Origin of the sequence: Paenibacillus sp. FSL R10-2734, from assembly GCF_037963865.1 — a bacterium.
Classification (GTDB): domain Bacteria; phylum Bacillota; class Bacilli; order Paenibacillales; family Paenibacillaceae; genus Paenibacillus_AQ.
The window spans coordinates 2,031,755-2,048,451 of record NZ_CP150170.1 but is presented as its reverse complement, the minus strand read 5'-3'; the positions used below and the strand labels follow the sequence as shown (position 1 = coordinate 2,048,451).

The following is a 16,697-nucleotide window of genomic DNA, read 5'->3' as shown; positions in this document are numbered from 1 at the left end:
TGGCCCCCTATCCTCATTCATTCGTGCCGGGCCCCTTAAATTCCTGCTTTATAAAGAAAGAAAATGAAAGCCTCTTTATGCCGCTTCCTCTTTACTCTTCTCTTTCTTGATCAGCTCAAGCTGGCGCCTTAGCGGTATGTAGAGGATCAGAGCGATAGCAAAATGAAAGAGCATCGTTGGCAGCATATGATCCAAAATCGCCCAGCTATAGGGTTCCTGATTGAGATTGAATACACTATAAATACCAAATAACACACTATCCTCTAGTAAGCTTCCGAGCAGAATCACAGTCATCATAAGAGGCAGTGGAGCACGTGGAGTCTGAAACAGAAGGCCGATTAAATACGCCGACAGACCCATCGCAAAAGAATGTGCTCCTAGAATTCTGCCATAAAAAACGACATCATGTAACATTCCGAAAGTTAGACCCAGCAAAAGTGCTGAATGACGATGATGATATACAGCCACGAACAATAATACAACAAACACTAGATTCGGAATAATTCGCATCTGCCAAACATCTGGAATCAGCCAAGGCAGAATGGTTCCCTCCAGAATAAATAAGAGGAACAGTAACAGAATAAGAACAGATCTGCGCATATTCACTATTCAGCACGCTCCTCCGTATAAACAACAATCAGCTCTTTCCAGTCCTGAAATTCTGCTGAAGGCTTAATCACTGCTGTAGAGGTTAATCCAAATTCACCAACCTCAACGCTATCAACCGTACCGATGGTCAATCCTCGCGGATACAATCCCCCAATTCCGGAGGAAACAATTACATCATCCTTTGCAATCGGATCGCCCGGTGGAATTTTAGTCATCAGCATTCTATTTGTCTTTGGATTATAGCTCTCAATCATACCAAAAGACTTCCCCTCTTTATTTAAGGCAGTTGCCGCAATAGGCGGCTGGGAATTAGGATCATTGGTATCCATCATGGTCATAAGCTTCACAGTAGAAGTGAAATTGCTGACCTGGCTTATAACGCCCACCAAACCTTCAACAGAAATTACGGACATATTTGGTCTAACGCCATCCTTTGAACCTAAATCGATTACAATTGTACTATTGCTTGGTTCTGTAGTCTGGCTTATTACCTGCGCTATATGATAATCATATTTATACAATTTCTTCTGTTCTTCAGTAAACTTCCATTTTTCCTCCAACGAATCATTCCGTGCCTGAATGAAGTTATACTGGGCTTTATCACGCGCATATTGGGCAGCTAGAATCTTCAGTTGCTCATTTTCCTCAGCAAGATCTTTCAGATTTCCGATATCTTCAAACAAGCCCGCTACATATCCAGCGGGCTTGTAGAACATTTTTTGCACGAAACCAGTCGTATCTCTAAGAAAATTCTCCGGCCAGGACAATTTGCTCCTTGATGCCAAGCTGAAGCCCATCACCACAATGAACAGCACCAGTGTAATCAACAGAATAAACAAACGTTTATTGCTTAAGAGTTTAAACAGTTTCAACACCCTCTAACAACAGTATTTCTCCCATAACAGGGTTGACGTACACAAGTGGCAATACATAGGCTTATCTCTTAGAGCGAAGACTGGAACTGCTGCGACTCTTGAACAAATGAATATTTTCAAGCGCCTTTCCTGTTCCAATAGCTACACAATCAAGAGGGTTCTCAGCAACAATAACTGGCATTCCAGTCTCACGTGCAAGCAGTTTGTCCAAGTTACGAAGCAAGGCGCCTCCACCTGTTAAGACAATCCCGCGATCCATAATATCTGCTGCAAGCTCCGGTGGACATTTTTCCAAAGTTACTTTAACAGCTTCAATAATAGAATTCACTGTGTCGGACAACGCCTCACAGATCTCGTCAGAAGTGATTGTAAGTGTCTTAGGCAGACCCGTTACGAGATCGCGTCCGCGAATTTCCATGGTCTCAGCCTTCTCAAGTGGCAGGGCAGAACCCACATCCATTTTAAGCTGTTCCGAAGTACGTTCACCAATCATCAGATTGTACTGACGTTTGATGTACTGAATGATAGACTCATCCGCTTCATCACCCGCAACACGTACAGAACGACTAGTAACAATACCGCCGAGTGAAATTACAGCGACTTCAGTTGTACCTCCGCCGATATCAACAACCATACTTCCTGTTGGTTCCCAAACCGGCAGATCTGCACCGATCGCTGCAGCAAAAGGCTCCTCGATAATGTAAGCTTCGCGAGCACCAGCTTGTCTAGTAGCATCTTCTACAGCACGTTGCTCTACAGCAGTAATGCCGGATGGTACGCAGACCATTACATTAGGATGACGTTGGAACATAGAACGCTGTTTCTGTGCTTGACGAATAAAATATTTAATCATGGTAGCCGTTGTATCAAAGTCAGCGATAACTCCATCCTTCATTGGACGGATCGCACGAATGTTTCCTGGTGTGCGGCCGATCATTTTTTTAGCGGATTCACCCACGGCTTCAATCGTCTTAGTGTCAGTGTTAATGGCTACAACGGAAGGCTCTCTTACAACGATCCCCTTACCGCGTACATAGACAAGCGTATTTGCTGTCCCCAAGTCAATTCCTAAATCTTTCGTAAAACTACCCAACATGCTAATTCTCCTTTTCCTAAGTAAATCTTCACATTTATATTACATGTGTCCTTTTTCTTTCAAGCTTACAAAACTGCTATCACCGATAATTAGATGATCTAACACGTCTATTCCGACAATCTCACCTGCCTGAAGCAGTCTTGAGGTCAAGGAGATATCCTCCGGACTAGGCGTTGGATCACCACTAGGATGATTATGTGCGCATATGATAGAGGCACTACTACATTTTATAGCTGCTCGGAATACCTCACGAGGATGAACAATCGAAGCGTTAAGACTGCCCATAGACAAAGTTTCTTGTCCAATCACGTGATTCTTCGTATTCAGAAACAGGCAGACAAAATGCTCCTTCTGCAAATAACGCAACTGCTCGGTCAGAATCTCCGCAGCGTCCTCTGGACAACGGATAATGACCGGCATAGAAAACCTGGAGTTCGCGAGGCGCCTTCCAAGTTCGATGCCTGCTTTTAGTTGCACGGCCTTGGCAGGGCCGATACCTTTGATTTCGGTCAGTTCTTCGATGCTAAGGTCAACCAGCCCACGTAGGCCACCGATCTTCCCCAGCATCTGCTGTGCAATATGAATAGCCGATTCACGGCGTGTTCCCGTACGCAGCAGAATGGCTAACAACTCCGCTTGACTTAATGATTCCGCCCCATAATGCATCATGCGCTCTCTTGGTCGTTCTTCATGGGGGAGGTCCCGCAGCATAAGTGATTGCGACTCCATCCCTATCCCTCTTTCCCAAGCTTCCTACCGGTTCAATACAGTTATACCGAACTCGGACAGCATTTCGCCAAGAAGCGACAGCGGCAATCCGACAACATTGAAATAACAGCCTTCAATTCGTTCCACCAAGGTGGAGCCAAGCCCTTGTATCGCATAAGAACCAGCCTTATCAGCGGGCTCTCCCGTAGCTATATAAGCAGCAATTTCTTCATCAGTCATTGCTCTCATCGTTACGGAAGTAACACGGTGCTCCACTATAGTCTTTCCATGTGGAAGTCCAATACAGGCTACACCCGTGTATACCTTATGATTCCGGCCCTGAAGTCTTGTAAGCATCGTTTTGCTGTCCAGCTCGTCCATCGGTTTACCTAGCACAGTGTTATCTAACACAACAATCGTATCACTTCCAACGATTACTGCGTTACGCTCTCCTACAGCAGCTACTACGGCCTCTGCTTTACGCAAAGCCAGACTGCGCACGATTTGCTCTGGCGTAAAGTCCGGTGGTGTGCTTTCATCAGCTTCGCTGGTAATGACCTCAAAAGGCAAGCCCAGTAAAGACAAAAGCTCTCGTCGACGCGGTGAACCTGAGGCTAAAATAATAAGTTGTGAGTTGTCCACGTTGTAAACGTCCCTTCTTGATCAGTAACGAGAGTTACAGTCTTCGGTAAAGCCATACAGCTGTAATAATACCGATGAGACTTAGCATGCACAATTTCAAATGAATAGTGATGTCATAGGTTATGATGTCCAAATCGGCTCGCGGAGACCACTTAAGCACAGTCGATGTTGTTAGAAAAGAAAGAGCCTTTACCGGCTGCAGTAGCTTGGCGATCCAGGCTCCAGCCAGCCAGCCTAGAATTAGAAATAACAGCAGTGTTCCTACATTTTTCTTCTTCATCTCAGTCTTCCCTCGCCATTTTTTGACACCCTAATTATTATACGGTGAAATTGTGATCAATACAAACGTAAAATCCCTTACGGTAATGTTTACCACCATTTGCTCTAAAAGTTGCGGAGCGATACTATCCTCCATACCAAACAGCAAGCCCCCAGAATTCGGAGGCTTGCTGTCTTTAGAGTCACCAATCCATCATTCAATTCATTGCAGATAGCAGCTGTTTCTGGCTAGTCAAGAAGCTTAGCATCGATTCTTGCACTTCCCAGAGAAGCCCCTGCGCCTTGTTCTTACTATATTCACTCCATGCTGAAATGCCTTGGCTCATAGATTTCTCTAGCGCTACACAAATGCTCTTAGCTTCAGGAGATACGCTTTGCTCCAGCACTTTAATAGCTTCACTCCATTGCAGATGAAGATCACTCACAGCGGAGGTATTTGCTGCCGTATCCGTCAGACCAGCGCCTAGTAGAGAAGCGGATTGACTGCTTAGTTCACTGAGAAGTTGCCCACTCACAGAGTAATAGTTCTTCACTTCCTCTGCATTTCCAGAGTAGACAAGCTGTTCCGCCCCTGAAAGTGCCACCTCTCTCACATACAGCTCAATCCCCTGATTCTTAAGACCGCTGCTTAGCAGCTTGGCCTGTTCACGATCTGAAGATATTCCGGCATAAACACGATTGCCGTCAGCAGGGTCCAAACCCGCGGCCAAACCCGCGGTTAACAGCTCCTGGCGAGCCTGTTCAGCACCTTCGGGCGTACTGAATACTCCATACTGCAGCAGATAATAACTTTGCGCAGCTACTTGAACAGGGATACTGTTCTTCCCGGCATTTTCAGTCCCCGTAACCGGCAATCCCGATGTGCCTACACCAGCCGGATCTTTAGCTCCACTAGACTGATCTGAAGTAACTGCCCTATCTGCTATTCCATTTCCAGAGCTATTGTCCATATTCCCTCCATAAAAAAAGGAAAGTGCAGCATATCCAAGCAGCAGCCCTGTACCAATGGCTCCCGTAACAGAAAGAGCTAACTTCCACCAATAAGAAGGACGCCGGGTATGATAGGAGCCTCCGTAACTGCCAGCGGATACATTCGATACATTATCTAGTTTATCTCTGCTATCCGAAGCCATATCTGAAAGAAGATACGATTGTTGTGTATATCTAAAATCTTTATCCCGTTCGTCCCATTCTTCCTGACGTGGATCCACAGTTCCCGAGTAATAGTCGTAGGAATCTTCCGGTGGTGCCTCACGCGTAGAACGAAAATCGGGCTCATAAATCCATGTTTGCTGTGCTGGACCTACCTCTTTACGCAGTCCTTCAGCATACTCTTCAGCTGTGCCCAGGCCGCCGCCATTTGACCAGCGCTCCACCGCCTTAGGCTTTGGTTCAGGCTCGTCCTTGTTCACGTCAAATCGGAATGTCATTCTTCCGTTATTCAACAGTTACACCTCACCTCATCTAATCTATAAGTAAATATATGATAGACAATAGAGAGATATGCTATTTTTAAGCTATGGAATTATGAAAGATTATGCAGATTCAGTTTACATTACATGTAACTTTTATATACTATATAAAAAGAGCTAAAAGTGCACACTATACTAGGTAAACTAGAAATGGAGCTTTAGTTCATTACAGATTAGGAGGGCTTCTTCTGAAACAAAAAATTCAAGCAGCTATTGTAGGCTACGGAAATTTAGGAAAAGGTGTACGTAAGGCTATCAACCAAAGTGAAGATATCGAGTTAGTTGCGATCTTTACGCGCAGAGAACCTGGACAACTGGAAGCCGGAGAAGCCGGTGTGAAGTTCGAGCACATCTCTGCCGTCGAACAATATAAGGGAAAAGTGGATGTTATGATTCTATGCGGAGGATCGGCTACCGATCTGCCAGAACAAACGCCAGCCATTGCCCGGATGTTTAATACTGTGGACAGCTTTGATACTCATGCCAAAATCCCTGAGTTCTACGAGACCGTTGACGCCGCAGCTAAACAAGGTGGAACACTCAGCGTAATTTCTACTGGCTGGGATCCAGGTCTATTCTCAATGAATCGTCTGCTCGCAGAAGCGATTCTTCCACAAGGTAAAGAATACACTTTCTGGGGCAAAGGCGTTAGCCAAGGCCACTCCGATGCGATCCGCAGAGTAGATGGAGTTAAAGCTGGTGTACAATATACCGTTCCAGTACAAGAGGTTATTGATGCCATTCGTGCTGGTGAAACACCAGAGCTTACCACTCGCCAGAAGCACCTTAGAGAGTGCTTTATAGTGGCTGAGACAGGTGCAGATCAAGAACGTATTCGTGAAGAAATCGTAAATATGCCGAATTATTTTGCAGATTATGATACTACGGTTACTTTCATCACTGAAGAAGAATTGGCAGCTCAGCATAGCGGTATTCCGCACGGTGGGTTTGTTATTCGCAGTGGTGTAACAGGGGAAGGCACGAAGCAGATTGTAGAATTCGGCCTGAAGCTGGAGAGCAATCCAGAGTTTACAGCTAGTGTTCTCGTGGCCTATGCCAGAGCCGCTCAGCGCATGAGTCAAGAAGGACAGAGCGGAGCTCGTACAGTATTCGATATTCCACTTGGAATGCTGTCTCCGAAATCTCCGGAAGAATTGCGCCGCAACCTGCTGTAAAATCATACAAGAAAAATAACCCGCGTAGGACCGTGAAAAGTCCTCGCGGGTTTTTTATATACAGCAGGCTGAGCCTTCTCAGACGCACCTATTATACAAGACTAAGAATCTTACTCTTTACATAATTCACTTCGTAATCCTTCAGCAATGTGCGATGTGCCCGATCAGCAATAATCGTGGCCATTTCAGGATTCTTTAACAGCGTTATTACACTAGCAACTACGTCAACAGAGCTATTAGCAAGCAAAATATTACGGTTATGCTCACAGTTCAATCGCTCGCATATTGTAGAACTAGTAACTACCGGTGTTTTGAGAGCCCATGATTCCAGAATGTTTCTGGAGACTTCGCAACCTTCAAGGATAGGCACTAGAACCGCTTTAGCACGACGTATATAATCCGCAGACGGTTTCAAAGGTCCAGTGATAATGACCGATACATCCTCTTTTACAAGCGTCAACACTTCCGTATGAACCTCATGACTGGTGATGTAACACTTGATATCAGGCACTTGCTCCTTGATCAAAGGGTAGCTCTTCTTAAAGAAGCTTTGAGCTGCTTTGATTCCCTGTCTGGTGTTCATATTCCAGTGCATAACTATTGAATTTTCTTTCGCTACAGGCTCAGTAAAAGCGTCGTATTCATTCATTTTTATGAAATGAGGAACGACATGCACCTTACGAGCGTCCGCAAAGGATAGAGATTTGAATGAAAGGGCATCCCATTCCGAGGTCGCCAAGAGTACACCTGTTTTATTCATTAATCTCCGCTTATTCCGCCGAACCAAAGCTTCATTTAGTTTATGATAAGGATTACCGTTGCTCGGCTTTCCAATTTCTTTTCCAGCGGCAAACCCACTCTCAAAACGATATGTATCTGTAATAACACTTGCTTCAGGAAGCAGATTACGAACCATATCAATACTATTTCCCAGCAAGCTATGTGATATAAATACATGTCTGTAATTATTCGATCTACAAAGTTCCGTAATGGTGCTCTTCATGTCTTTATCAGCATGAGTTCGATTAGTGAAATTCCGAATTTTATGTAAGGGACGCAGCATGGATCTCCATGAGGTATTGCTCCCGTTAATGTAATGAACCGTTAGCGCAGTCCCATCATTTGTAGACATATCCTTATGGGAACTGGCATACGTCAGCAAATCGATATCAAATTTCCCAAGCAAAATCTCGAGAATACTCCCTGTTCTCATTTCTCCTTCTAGATCCTCTGCACTTTGATTCTGGGCTGATAGGAACAGCATTCTTTCTCGCATGACTCTGGCTCCTTGTATTTTGGTAATAAATTCTCTCTATTTATCACTGCAACTTTAGATGCAGTTCAATAGTAACTCATTTCCTTTAAAGTTTTTGTCGATTTATAGGGAGGGATTAAAATTCTTTATATACTTTCATACTTTATTCGATATTCATTGCTACAAACCCGTATAAATCACCAATTTTTCACGATTATCAAATCAAAACTCATTTTTTCTGATTTACATGATCATGAACCTTCTATACATAAAATATATGATCATTAGGTAATATGTACTATTCCACATGCAAACAAAAAAAGTGCCTTCCTCGCCTAATGACGAAAGGAAGACACTTTAATATTTTCGTAGCTTCTAACGACGCAGTTCCGACCCTTTTTCTTAGCCTGATACAATGCATCATCACAAGGTTTATAGAGATTGTTCAAAGAAAAGCGTTCGCCCGATTCTATCGTGATAACTCCAATGCTTATCGTGTAATGCAGCGGTACGCCATGAATAATTGACCCTATAACGGCTGTGCGCATTCGTTCAGCAATAACATCACTATTTTTTTCATCGGCTCTGTGCAGGAGCACTGCGAACTCTTCTCCACCAAATCTTCCAATCAGATCACCATTATCAAGCTGTTGCTCTATTTTATATGCCAGATCACTCAGCACATGGTCTCCCGTGTTATGGCCGTAAGTATCATTTATGCTCTTAAAGTGATCCACATCCAGCAGTAAAAAAGAATAGGGTGTCTTTCTCATCACAGAAGCGGCAATTAAAGGCCGAGCACGCTGAACAAACGTCCTACGGTTCAAAATACCCGTCAGCTCATCATAAGTTGCCACCCGCTCCATTTCTGCAAAAGAATCCTCTCTGTAAAGCAGCATAATTCCAGCCGTTCCTAACGCTATATACAATAACATCCCGAGATAAAAACTCGAATTAAAGATCTGGGAAGCAACTGTACTGAACACTGTCGGATACATTGATTCAAACCCTTTACCCGCCAGTGTTAAGATTACGGCACAGTACAGCAGTCCCATTATTATTTGTAGTGAAGTCTCCATGGCCTTCAAACATAGAATATAAGCCGGATAAGCTATAATCAGAATTCCAGCCAGACAAGCAACTGCAATAATGAGTTGATCCTTTGGCATCAATAAATGCATAAGCACCACAACAATAATAGATACTCCGAATAAAATTGAATAATATCTCTCAACCTTGCTACTGAATACTCTGAGAAGCATCAGAAGAGCCAAGCTTTCAAGCGTTCCTCCAGCCAAGGCAAGAAGCGTTATGATCGGTAGACTAATTGGCGAATTTATATAATTCTTAAGCAATAAGAGGATCAGGACCGCTAGCTGTAAATATTTAGCTGTAAGAAACAAGGAAGAGGTCTGTTCCTGCGCATACCGTAAACGATTCACCACAAAAAGCAGCAGCATGAACAATTGCCATATGAAAAGACATACTAGCAGTGTCTGGTGATCTAAATGCATAGTCGAGTTTTTCACCTCCGCACGGTAATTCTGACCCTTAGTAAGCCTATCGGTATCGAATGACTCTGTTTCTTCCATCTAGTTTAGCCTGATACAAAGCCTTGTCGCTTAGCTTGTACAGCTTATCTATAGAGTCCTCCAGATCTGGGATGATCGTAATTACACCTATACTAACTGTATAGCCCAAAGAGATCTTTTGAGTAGACGCGCGCATTACAGCCTCGCGCAGCGCTTCAGCTTTCCGGTCGCAGCTTTCTTCATCTGGCCCCAATAATATAACTGCAAATTCCTCGCCTCCAAGTCTACCCAATAAATCGCCATTTTCTAGGTTAGCTTTTATCGTAGAAGCGAAATGTTCTAGCACCATGTCACCCGTGTCATGACCGTAAGTGTCGTTTACCTCTTTAAAATGATCCAAATCCATCTGCAAAAATGAAATGTACTCCTGCCCAAAAACAGCCTTTTCAAACATTAACTCCGCATCCTGAAAGAACGGCCCGCGGTTAAGAATCCCTGTCAAATCATCATAGCTAGCTATTCTTTTTAATTTTATATAGGAATGCTCGTTAGAGAGTAGAATGAAACCCGCGGCCCCAACAATCAATAATAAATACATCCCAAGATAATATAAATACTGTGAAAGATTTGTTGTGAACACCGTCATCTCAGGTACCCAGACCAGTGCAACAATCGCACGCACCAGCATGATCAATGCAAAAGCAAAAAATAAAAGGCCCAATATTTTTTGGAGTGGTGTGCCTTTTTTATTCGCCGTTAGATGATAAGAGGGATAGATAACAAACAATATAGACCAAAGTGAGGTGAAAGCGATCCGCAGACCAGAATTGTTAAAAAATAAAGCAACGATACAAAAAGTAATCGAGCTAGATATGGAAATCGTTATATAATACAACTTTATTCTGGACCCTGGCACACCCATCATCAGAAGCAAAGCTGTAATTTCCAAACAGCAGCCTACAAGAACTAGGGCATTGCTCAGGACAATGACTATAGCACTAGGGATATGATTCCATAATAATAAAGAACACCAGAAGAGCAGCTGTGCGATCTTCGCCCGTATGAACAATGTGGAAGCAGTATCTCTTTTGACGTTACTCCGATAATTAGTTATCAGCAGCAAAATAAACAAATTCCCAAAGATAAATACATACACTAGCGTTTTGATATCAAGCTGAAAGCCCATCGGTCACCGCCTACAGGAAAAAATTAATCCTCTACAGACAGCACTATAGCACTCTATGACGATATCGGCAAATGCTCGCCATACAAAAAAAACACTTCCTCCTAAGCTCCCTTCAGATAAACACATGGATTATCTGAAGGGAATTTGGGGGAAGTGCTATTGAGGAGAAATCACGAATATTCTCGGATTCGCCTCGATTGTAATATTAACGCTTCTTCAAACCGTCTGCCAGTGCGTATCCGACCTTCCAGATATCTCCTGCGCCCATTGTAATCACGAGGTCACCTGGAGCAATACGAGGCTTCAGATCAGCAAGCACATCTTCTTTGGTTGGTAGATGTCTTGCGCCCGCATTACTATTCTTAACGATAAGCTCAACCAGCTTCGCAGAAGTAACACCCTCGATCTGCTTCTCTCCAGCCGGAGAGTAAATATCGGTGATGATGACTTCATCGGCTTCGCTAAAGGCACGGCTGAAAGCATCTAGCAGGAAGAAAGTACGTGTATAGCGCTGAGGCTGGAATACCGCAATTATCCGTTTTCCTGTTGCCTTGGCAGCACTGATCGTTGCCTGAATTTCGGTAGGGTGATGCGCATAATCATCAATGACCAGAATGTCATCGACTTCTCCGAGCACTTGAAAACGGCGCTTCGCACCGTGGAATTTAACAATCGCTTCAGCGATTTTCTCAAAGGAAATCCCTGATTTCAAACAGGCGATTACCGCAGCCATTGAATTATAAAGATTGTACTGTCCAGGAACTGAAAGTTCAATGCGACCAAGCACTTCGCCATTATGATTCATTGTGTAAGAAACCTGACGGTCGCCAAGTACAATATCTGTAGCAATATAATCAGCGGTCTTCGACTTGATGCCGTAAGTAATCACCTTACCTGACACTTCAGGTAATAAAGCAATCACGTTGTCGTCATCTGCACATACAATTGCAGTGCCATCTTCACGGGTCTGGTTCATAAACTGTACGTAAGCAGCCTTGAGACGGTTAAAATCTCCGCCGTAATTCTCCAGGTGATCCGCTTCCACATTCGTAACAATTCCAAGCCAAGGATGGTAGTGCAAGAAAGAGCCATCGCTCTCATCCGCTTCCGCAACTACAAACTCGCCTTGTCCTGCCTTAGCATTCGTACCGACGTTCATAATCTCTCCGCCGATAATATACGTAGGGTCCACTTCACACTCTTCCATTACTAGTGCAATCATGGAGGAGGTGGTTGTTTTACCATGCGCTCCAGCAACGGCTACTCCTTTACGTTCGTTCAATAAACGGGCTAGCATTTGTGAGCGATGCAGAATTGGAATCTTAAGACGCTCAGCTTCCACCCATTCCACATTATCACTAGATAAAGCCGTAGAGTATACGACTAGATCCGCACCTTTTACTTGTTCCGCCGTATGCCCAATATAAATCTTGGCACCCTTGGCGATCAATTTATCCGTTAATTCTTGGGCAGCCACATCGGAGCCCGTAACTGTATATCCCATTTCAAGCATTACCCGGGCAATCGCGCTCATTCCGTAGCCGCCGATCCCTATAAAATGCACACGTTCAGTAGTATCCAACAGTCGTCACCAGCCTTTTTCAGTATCGGGTTGCTGCAAAAGTGTACCGCGTACGTCAGAGATTAAATACAGCGTACCAGATACGACGCCAAGGTCATCCTCCGCTGTAATCGACTTCAGTAGCTGCAGCGCTTTTCCCCAATTATGTTCTACTATGATTGCCAAGTTTTCCTTGGCATATTTCTCCCGCAGACTTTCTGCGATAACCCGCAAATTCTCCGCGTCCATTTTGTTCTGGAAATCCGGTTCGGTCAGGATGAGCGTATCCACTATAGGCAGTATATGCTTAAAGTAGGATTCATGATGCTTATTTGACAGCATTCCCATAAGTAAATTTAATTTACCGTATTGATAGAGCTGAGGCAGACTTTTAGCAAGACTCTCCGCGCCCTCCGGATTATGTGCACCGTCCAGTACAATCCTTGGAGACGTGCTTACCTCTTCCAGCCTTCCAGCCCAGAATGCATGGCGTAAACCTTCAAGAACATCTTCATCCTCAAGCATAAAAGCCATATACTGGCGCAGAACCTCAAGTACCATCATGGCTCCTGCCGCATTGCTGATCTGGTGCTCACCTTTCATTACGATCTGAGCTTCCAGCGAACGGAAGGGACCCTTAAAATGAAAATTCTGCACATCCTCACGGATTCCATTAGCTTCATAGCTAAAATCTTCTCCAGCAAGATAAAGAGTAGAGCGGCAAGCCGCTGCTTTCTCTTTCAGAACCGCCACGACCTCTGGCTGAGATACGCAGCTAACAACAGGAACACCCGGCTTGATAATTCCGGCTTTCTCCATTGCTATCTTTTCGAGCGTATCTCCCAAAATATCCATGTGATCATGACCGACATTAGTAATCACAGAAACAATTGGAGTAACGATGTTCGTTACATCCAGCCTTCCCCCAAGCCCTGTCTCCCATACGACAACATCAGGACAAGAGACGTTCGCAAAAAATAGAATGGCCACAGCTGTAGTTACCTCAAACATCGTGGGTGAGCCAAACTCCGTTCCCGAAATTTCATGGACCAATGGACGCAGTTGGTTAACCAAATCGATAAGAGTTTCTTCAGGGATGTCCGTATTATTATATTGGAACCTATTCGTGAACTTTGTAATATACGGAGACGTAAAGGTGCCAACAGAATAGCCGCTTTGTATAAGTGCACTAGTCAAAAAAGCACAAGTCGAACCTTTGCCGTTCGTACCCGCCACATGAATAAATTTCAGCCGACGATGTGGACTTCCCAGCTTGTCCATCAACATCTCGATTCTATCTAAACCTGGCTTGATCCCAAAAGGGATTAAGCTCTTGATCCAATCAACCGCTTCGGTGTATGTCGCAAGAGGGGCGGTACTGCCGCCCCGATTTAGGTCATCCATGTCTCTTATCCTCTCAGCTCTGCGATGCGGGCAAGTACTTTCTCACGTTTTGCAGAATAATCTGCCTGCTTCGCCCGTTCCTCTTCGATAACTTTAGCAGGAGCCTTAGCCACGAAGCCTTGATTACTTAGCTTTTTCTCCACGCGTTCTACTTCGCTGTTCAGCGTCTGTACTTCTTTTTCCAGACGAGCGATTTCTTGTTCAATATCAATGAGTCCCGACAATGGCAGAAGCAATTCTGCTCCCGTTACTACAGCGGACATTACCTTATCCGGCGTTTCCGGATTCAGGCCAGCTTCGAAAGAAGACGTATTGCAGAAGCGTCCAATGTAGTTGTCGTTACGGGTGATAATACTCAGTGTATCATCATTACCCGCTTTGATGATCAATTCAACCTTTTTGCTCATCGGTACATTCACTTCAGCACGGATATTACGAACGGCCCGGATTACATCCATCAGCAGGTTCATTTCCGCTACCGCTTGCGGGTTCTCTAGAGCAGCATCATACTCCGGCCATGCAGCCAGGGTAATCGTCTCCCCTTCATGCGGCAGGTGTTGCCAGATTTCTTCCGAAATAAACGGCATAAACGGATGAATTAGACGCATTGTGCGGTCTAGTACGTAGGCAAGCACAGACTGTGTCTTAGCTTTGGCCGCGGCGTCTGATCCGTAAAGCGACAGCTTCGCGAACTCAATATACCAGTCACAAAGATCGTCCCAAATGAAATTGTACAGCTGGCGGCCGGTCTCACCGAACTCGTACGAGTCAATTAGACGCGTAATCTCACGAGAAGTTTCGTTCAGTCGGTGCAGAATCCAGCGATCAGCAGTACTTAGCTCACCAGAAATGTCGATATTCTCAAAGCTTACGCCCTCCAAATTCATAAGTGCGAAGCGAGATGCATTCCAGATCTTATTGGCGAAATTACGCGCCTGCTCAACCTTTTCCCAGCGGAAGCGCAGATCCTGTCCAGCTGTACTACCGGTAGAAATCATGTAGCGCATTGCATCTGCGCCGTACTTCTCGATTACTTCAAGCGGATCTACGCCATTTCCGAGTGATTTGGACATTTTTTGGCCTTCGGAATCACGCACCAAACCATGCATCAATACATCAGAGAACGGCTTTTCTCCAGTAAATTCGAGAGCTGAGAAAATCATCCGTGCTACCCAGAAATAAATAATATCGTAGCCTGTTACGAGCACATCGTTTGGATAGTAGCGTTTGAAATCTGCACTGTTCTCATCCGGCCACCCTAGTGTTGCGAAAGGCCACAGATTAGAGCTGAACCAGGTATCCAATACATCCTCGTCCTGTATCAGGTCGGTTAGGCCGCTGATCCGGCGCGCTTCTTCCTCATCATTCGCCACTACCACTTCACCAGTAGATTCGGAATACCAAGCTGGAATACGATGTCCCCACCACAGCTGACGGGAAATACACCAGTCGCGTACGTTCTCGATCCAATTCAGATAGGTTCTCTCGAAACGGTCCGGTACAAAATTAACCCCGTTACCATCCTTCTGTGCATTGATCGCAGCTTCGGCGAGTGGCTGCATCTTCACGAACCATTGTGTGGACAAGTATGGCTCAACAACGGCACCAGAGCGTTCGCTGTGTCCTACTTGATGCACATGATCTTCAATATTGATCAGCACACCTTGCTCCTTAAGATCAGCCGTGATGGCCTTACGACACACACTCCGGTCTTGACCTTGGTAAGGTCCTGCTTCTTCATTCATCGTACCGCTCTCGTCCATCACGTTAATCTGCGGTAAGTTGTGACGTTGACCCATCTCGAAGTCATTCGGGTCATGTGCTGGCGTAATCTTAACTGCACCACTACCAAACTCTTTGTCTACATAATCATCAGCGATAATTGGAATCTCGCGACCGATAATCGGCAGAATCAGCGTTTTGCCAATCAGATCCTTGTAACGATCGTCTTCCGGATGAACAGCAACTGCCGTATCGCCCAGCATTGTCTCCGGACGTGTAGTCGCTACTGTAATAAATCCGCTACCGTCTTTGAGTGGGTAACGCAGGTGATACAAGTGACCATTAACTTCTTTATATTCAACCTCGATATCCGACAACGCCGTGCGGGCAGCCGGGTCCCAGTTGATGATACGTTTACCACGATAGATCAAACCTTTATTGTAAAGCTTAACGAATACCTCACGTACAGCCTTGGACAACCCTTCATCTAAGGTAAAGCGTTCGCGGGAATAGTCAAGGGAAAGCCCCATCTTAGCCCACTGCTCATGAATGGTGTTCGCGTATTTATCTTTCCAGTCCCACACCTGCTCAAGGAACTTCTCGCGTCCGAGATCATGTCTTGAAATTCCCTGCTCGCGTAGCTTTTGCTCTACCTTTGTCTGTGTTGCGATACCGGCATGGTCCGTACCCGGTAGCCACAGCGTGTCGAAGCCCTGCATCCGTTTCGTACGAATCAGGATATCCTGTAGCGTGAAATCGAGCGCATGTCCAATATGAAGCATTCCCGTTACGTTTGGTGGCGGGATTACAATGCTATATGCTTTCGCATCTGGACGCCCGCCTGCACGGAAATACCCACCCTCTGTCCAGTAAGAGTACCACTTGGTTTCTGCCGATTTCGGATCATACGTTGTTGGCATATCGTTCTTGGAGTCATTCGCAGCGGCAGCATCTGCCGCAGTATCTTGCAGGTTCGGCAATTCTGCCGCTGTAAGATTGTTTTGGTCAGCCATTCTCTAATACCTCCACTTGGTTACTTGTAGTTTTTTTAAGAAGAAACGACGTTGTCGTCCTTACCCATGACAACCGTTTCTCGTAAAAATATAAGAATGTTGTAGGAGTGAAACTTATACATTCTTATATTCTGAAGAAAACAAAAAGACCCCTCGTCTCAAAGGACG

Annotated in this window: 14 protein-coding genes and 1 other annotated feature (1 of these 15 cut by a window edge); of the genes, 1 reads left to right on the top strand and 13 read right to left on the bottom strand. The window is 44.9% G+C overall.

Annotated elements, in window-relative coordinates; genetic code table 11:
- Nucleotides 1–75: 75 nt before the first annotated feature.
- The 7 genes from mreD to NSS67_RS08965 form a co-directional block, all read right to left on the bottom strand.
- Nucleotides 76–606 (bottom strand): rod shape-determining protein MreD, encoded by a 531-nt coding sequence (gene mreD, locus NSS67_RS08995; protein ID WP_339319232.1) that lies wholly within the window; start codon nucleotides 604–606, stop codon nucleotides 76–78.
- Nucleotides 606–1,484 (bottom strand): rod shape-determining protein MreC, encoded by an 879-nt coding sequence (mreC, locus tag NSS67_RS08990; RefSeq protein WP_339319231.1) that lies wholly within the window; start codon nucleotides 1,482–1,484, stop codon nucleotides 606–608. The genes mreD and mreC overlap by 1 nt, the downstream gene beginning before the upstream one ends.
- Before the next feature lie 61 nt (nucleotides 1,485–1,545).
- The gene (locus NSS67_RS08985; RefSeq protein WP_042130579.1) at nucleotides 1,546–2,580 is read right to left on the bottom strand and encodes a rod shape-determining protein; all 1,035 of its coding nucleotides are present in this window, start codon (nucleotides 2,578–2,580) and stop codon (nucleotides 1,546–1,548) included.
- Nucleotides 2,581–2,619: 39 nt separating this feature from the next.
- Nucleotides 2,620–3,309 (bottom strand): DNA repair protein RadC, encoded by a 690-nt coding sequence (radC, locus tag NSS67_RS08980; RefSeq protein WP_339319230.1) that lies wholly within the window; start codon nucleotides 3,307–3,309, stop codon nucleotides 2,620–2,622.
- Nucleotides 3,310–3,333: 24 nt separating this feature from the next.
- Nucleotides 3,334–3,930: a Maf family protein gene (locus NSS67_RS08975; protein ID WP_339319229.1), complete on the bottom strand. Its 597-nt coding sequence runs from the start codon at nucleotides 3,928–3,930 to the stop codon at nucleotides 3,334–3,336.
- A 34-nt stretch (nucleotides 3,931–3,964) separates the two neighbouring features.
- Nucleotides 3,965–4,210: a DUF4321 domain-containing protein gene (locus NSS67_RS08970; protein WP_060621866.1), complete on the bottom strand. Its 246-nt coding sequence runs from the start codon at nucleotides 4,208–4,210 to the stop codon at nucleotides 3,965–3,967.
- Nucleotides 4,211–4,406: 196 nt separating this feature from the next.
- Nucleotides 4,407–5,654, bottom strand: a complete 1,248-nt coding sequence (locus NSS67_RS08965; RefSeq protein ID WP_339319228.1) for an SPOR domain-containing protein — start codon at nucleotides 5,652–5,654, stop codon at nucleotides 4,407–4,409.
- 215 nt (nucleotides 5,655–5,869) lie between these two features.
- Between NSS67_RS08965 and NSS67_RS08960 the strand changes: the two genes are divergently transcribed.
- Nucleotides 5,870–6,856 carry a diaminopimelate dehydrogenase gene (locus NSS67_RS08960; RefSeq protein WP_339320549.1) on the top strand — a complete coding sequence of 329 codons (987 nt, stop codon included), beginning with the start codon at nucleotides 5,870–5,872 and terminating at the stop codon, nucleotides 6,854–6,856.
- Nucleotides 6,857–6,947: 91 nt separating this feature from the next.
- On the opposite strand, the gene NSS67_RS08955 is transcribed toward NSS67_RS08960, so the two are convergent.
- The 6 genes from NSS67_RS08955 to NSS67_RS08930 form a co-directional block, all read right to left on the bottom strand.
- Complete coding sequence (locus tag NSS67_RS08955) at nucleotides 6,948–8,132, bottom strand: glycosyltransferase (protein WP_339319227.1); 1,185 nt, start codon at nucleotides 8,130–8,132, stop codon at nucleotides 6,948–6,950.
- Between the two features lie 314 nt (nucleotides 8,133–8,446).
- Nucleotides 8,447–9,703, bottom strand: a complete 1,257-nt coding sequence (locus NSS67_RS08950) for a GGDEF domain-containing protein (RefSeq protein ID WP_339319226.1) — start codon at nucleotides 9,701–9,703, stop codon at nucleotides 8,447–8,449.
- Nucleotides 9,672–10,829 (bottom strand): diguanylate cyclase, encoded by a 1,158-nt coding sequence (locus tag NSS67_RS08945; protein WP_339319225.1) that lies wholly within the window; start codon nucleotides 10,827–10,829, stop codon nucleotides 9,672–9,674. The genes NSS67_RS08950 and NSS67_RS08945 overlap by 32 nt, the downstream gene beginning before the upstream one ends.
- A 205-nt stretch (nucleotides 10,830–11,034) precedes the next feature.
- Nucleotides 11,035–12,411 carry a UDP-N-acetylmuramate--L-alanine ligase gene (gene murC, locus NSS67_RS08940; RefSeq protein WP_339319224.1) on the bottom strand — a complete coding sequence of 459 codons (1,377 nt, stop codon included), beginning with the start codon at nucleotides 12,409–12,411 and terminating at the stop codon, nucleotides 11,035–11,037.
- A 6-nt stretch (nucleotides 12,412–12,417) separates the two neighbouring features.
- On the bottom strand, nucleotides 12,418–13,794 hold the full coding sequence (locus NSS67_RS08935) for a folylpolyglutamate synthase/dihydrofolate synthase family protein (RefSeq protein WP_339319223.1): 1,377 nt from the start codon (nucleotides 13,792–13,794) through the stop codon (nucleotides 12,418–12,420).
- A 5-nt stretch (nucleotides 13,795–13,799) separates the two neighbouring features.
- Nucleotides 13,800–16,436 (bottom strand): valine--tRNA ligase, encoded by a 2,637-nt coding sequence (locus tag NSS67_RS08930; RefSeq protein WP_339320548.1) that lies wholly within the window; start codon nucleotides 16,434–16,436, stop codon nucleotides 13,800–13,802.
- Between the two features lie 251 nt (nucleotides 16,437–16,687).
- Nucleotides 16,688–16,697: a binding site (T-box leader), on the bottom strand (it continues 273 nt past the right edge of the window).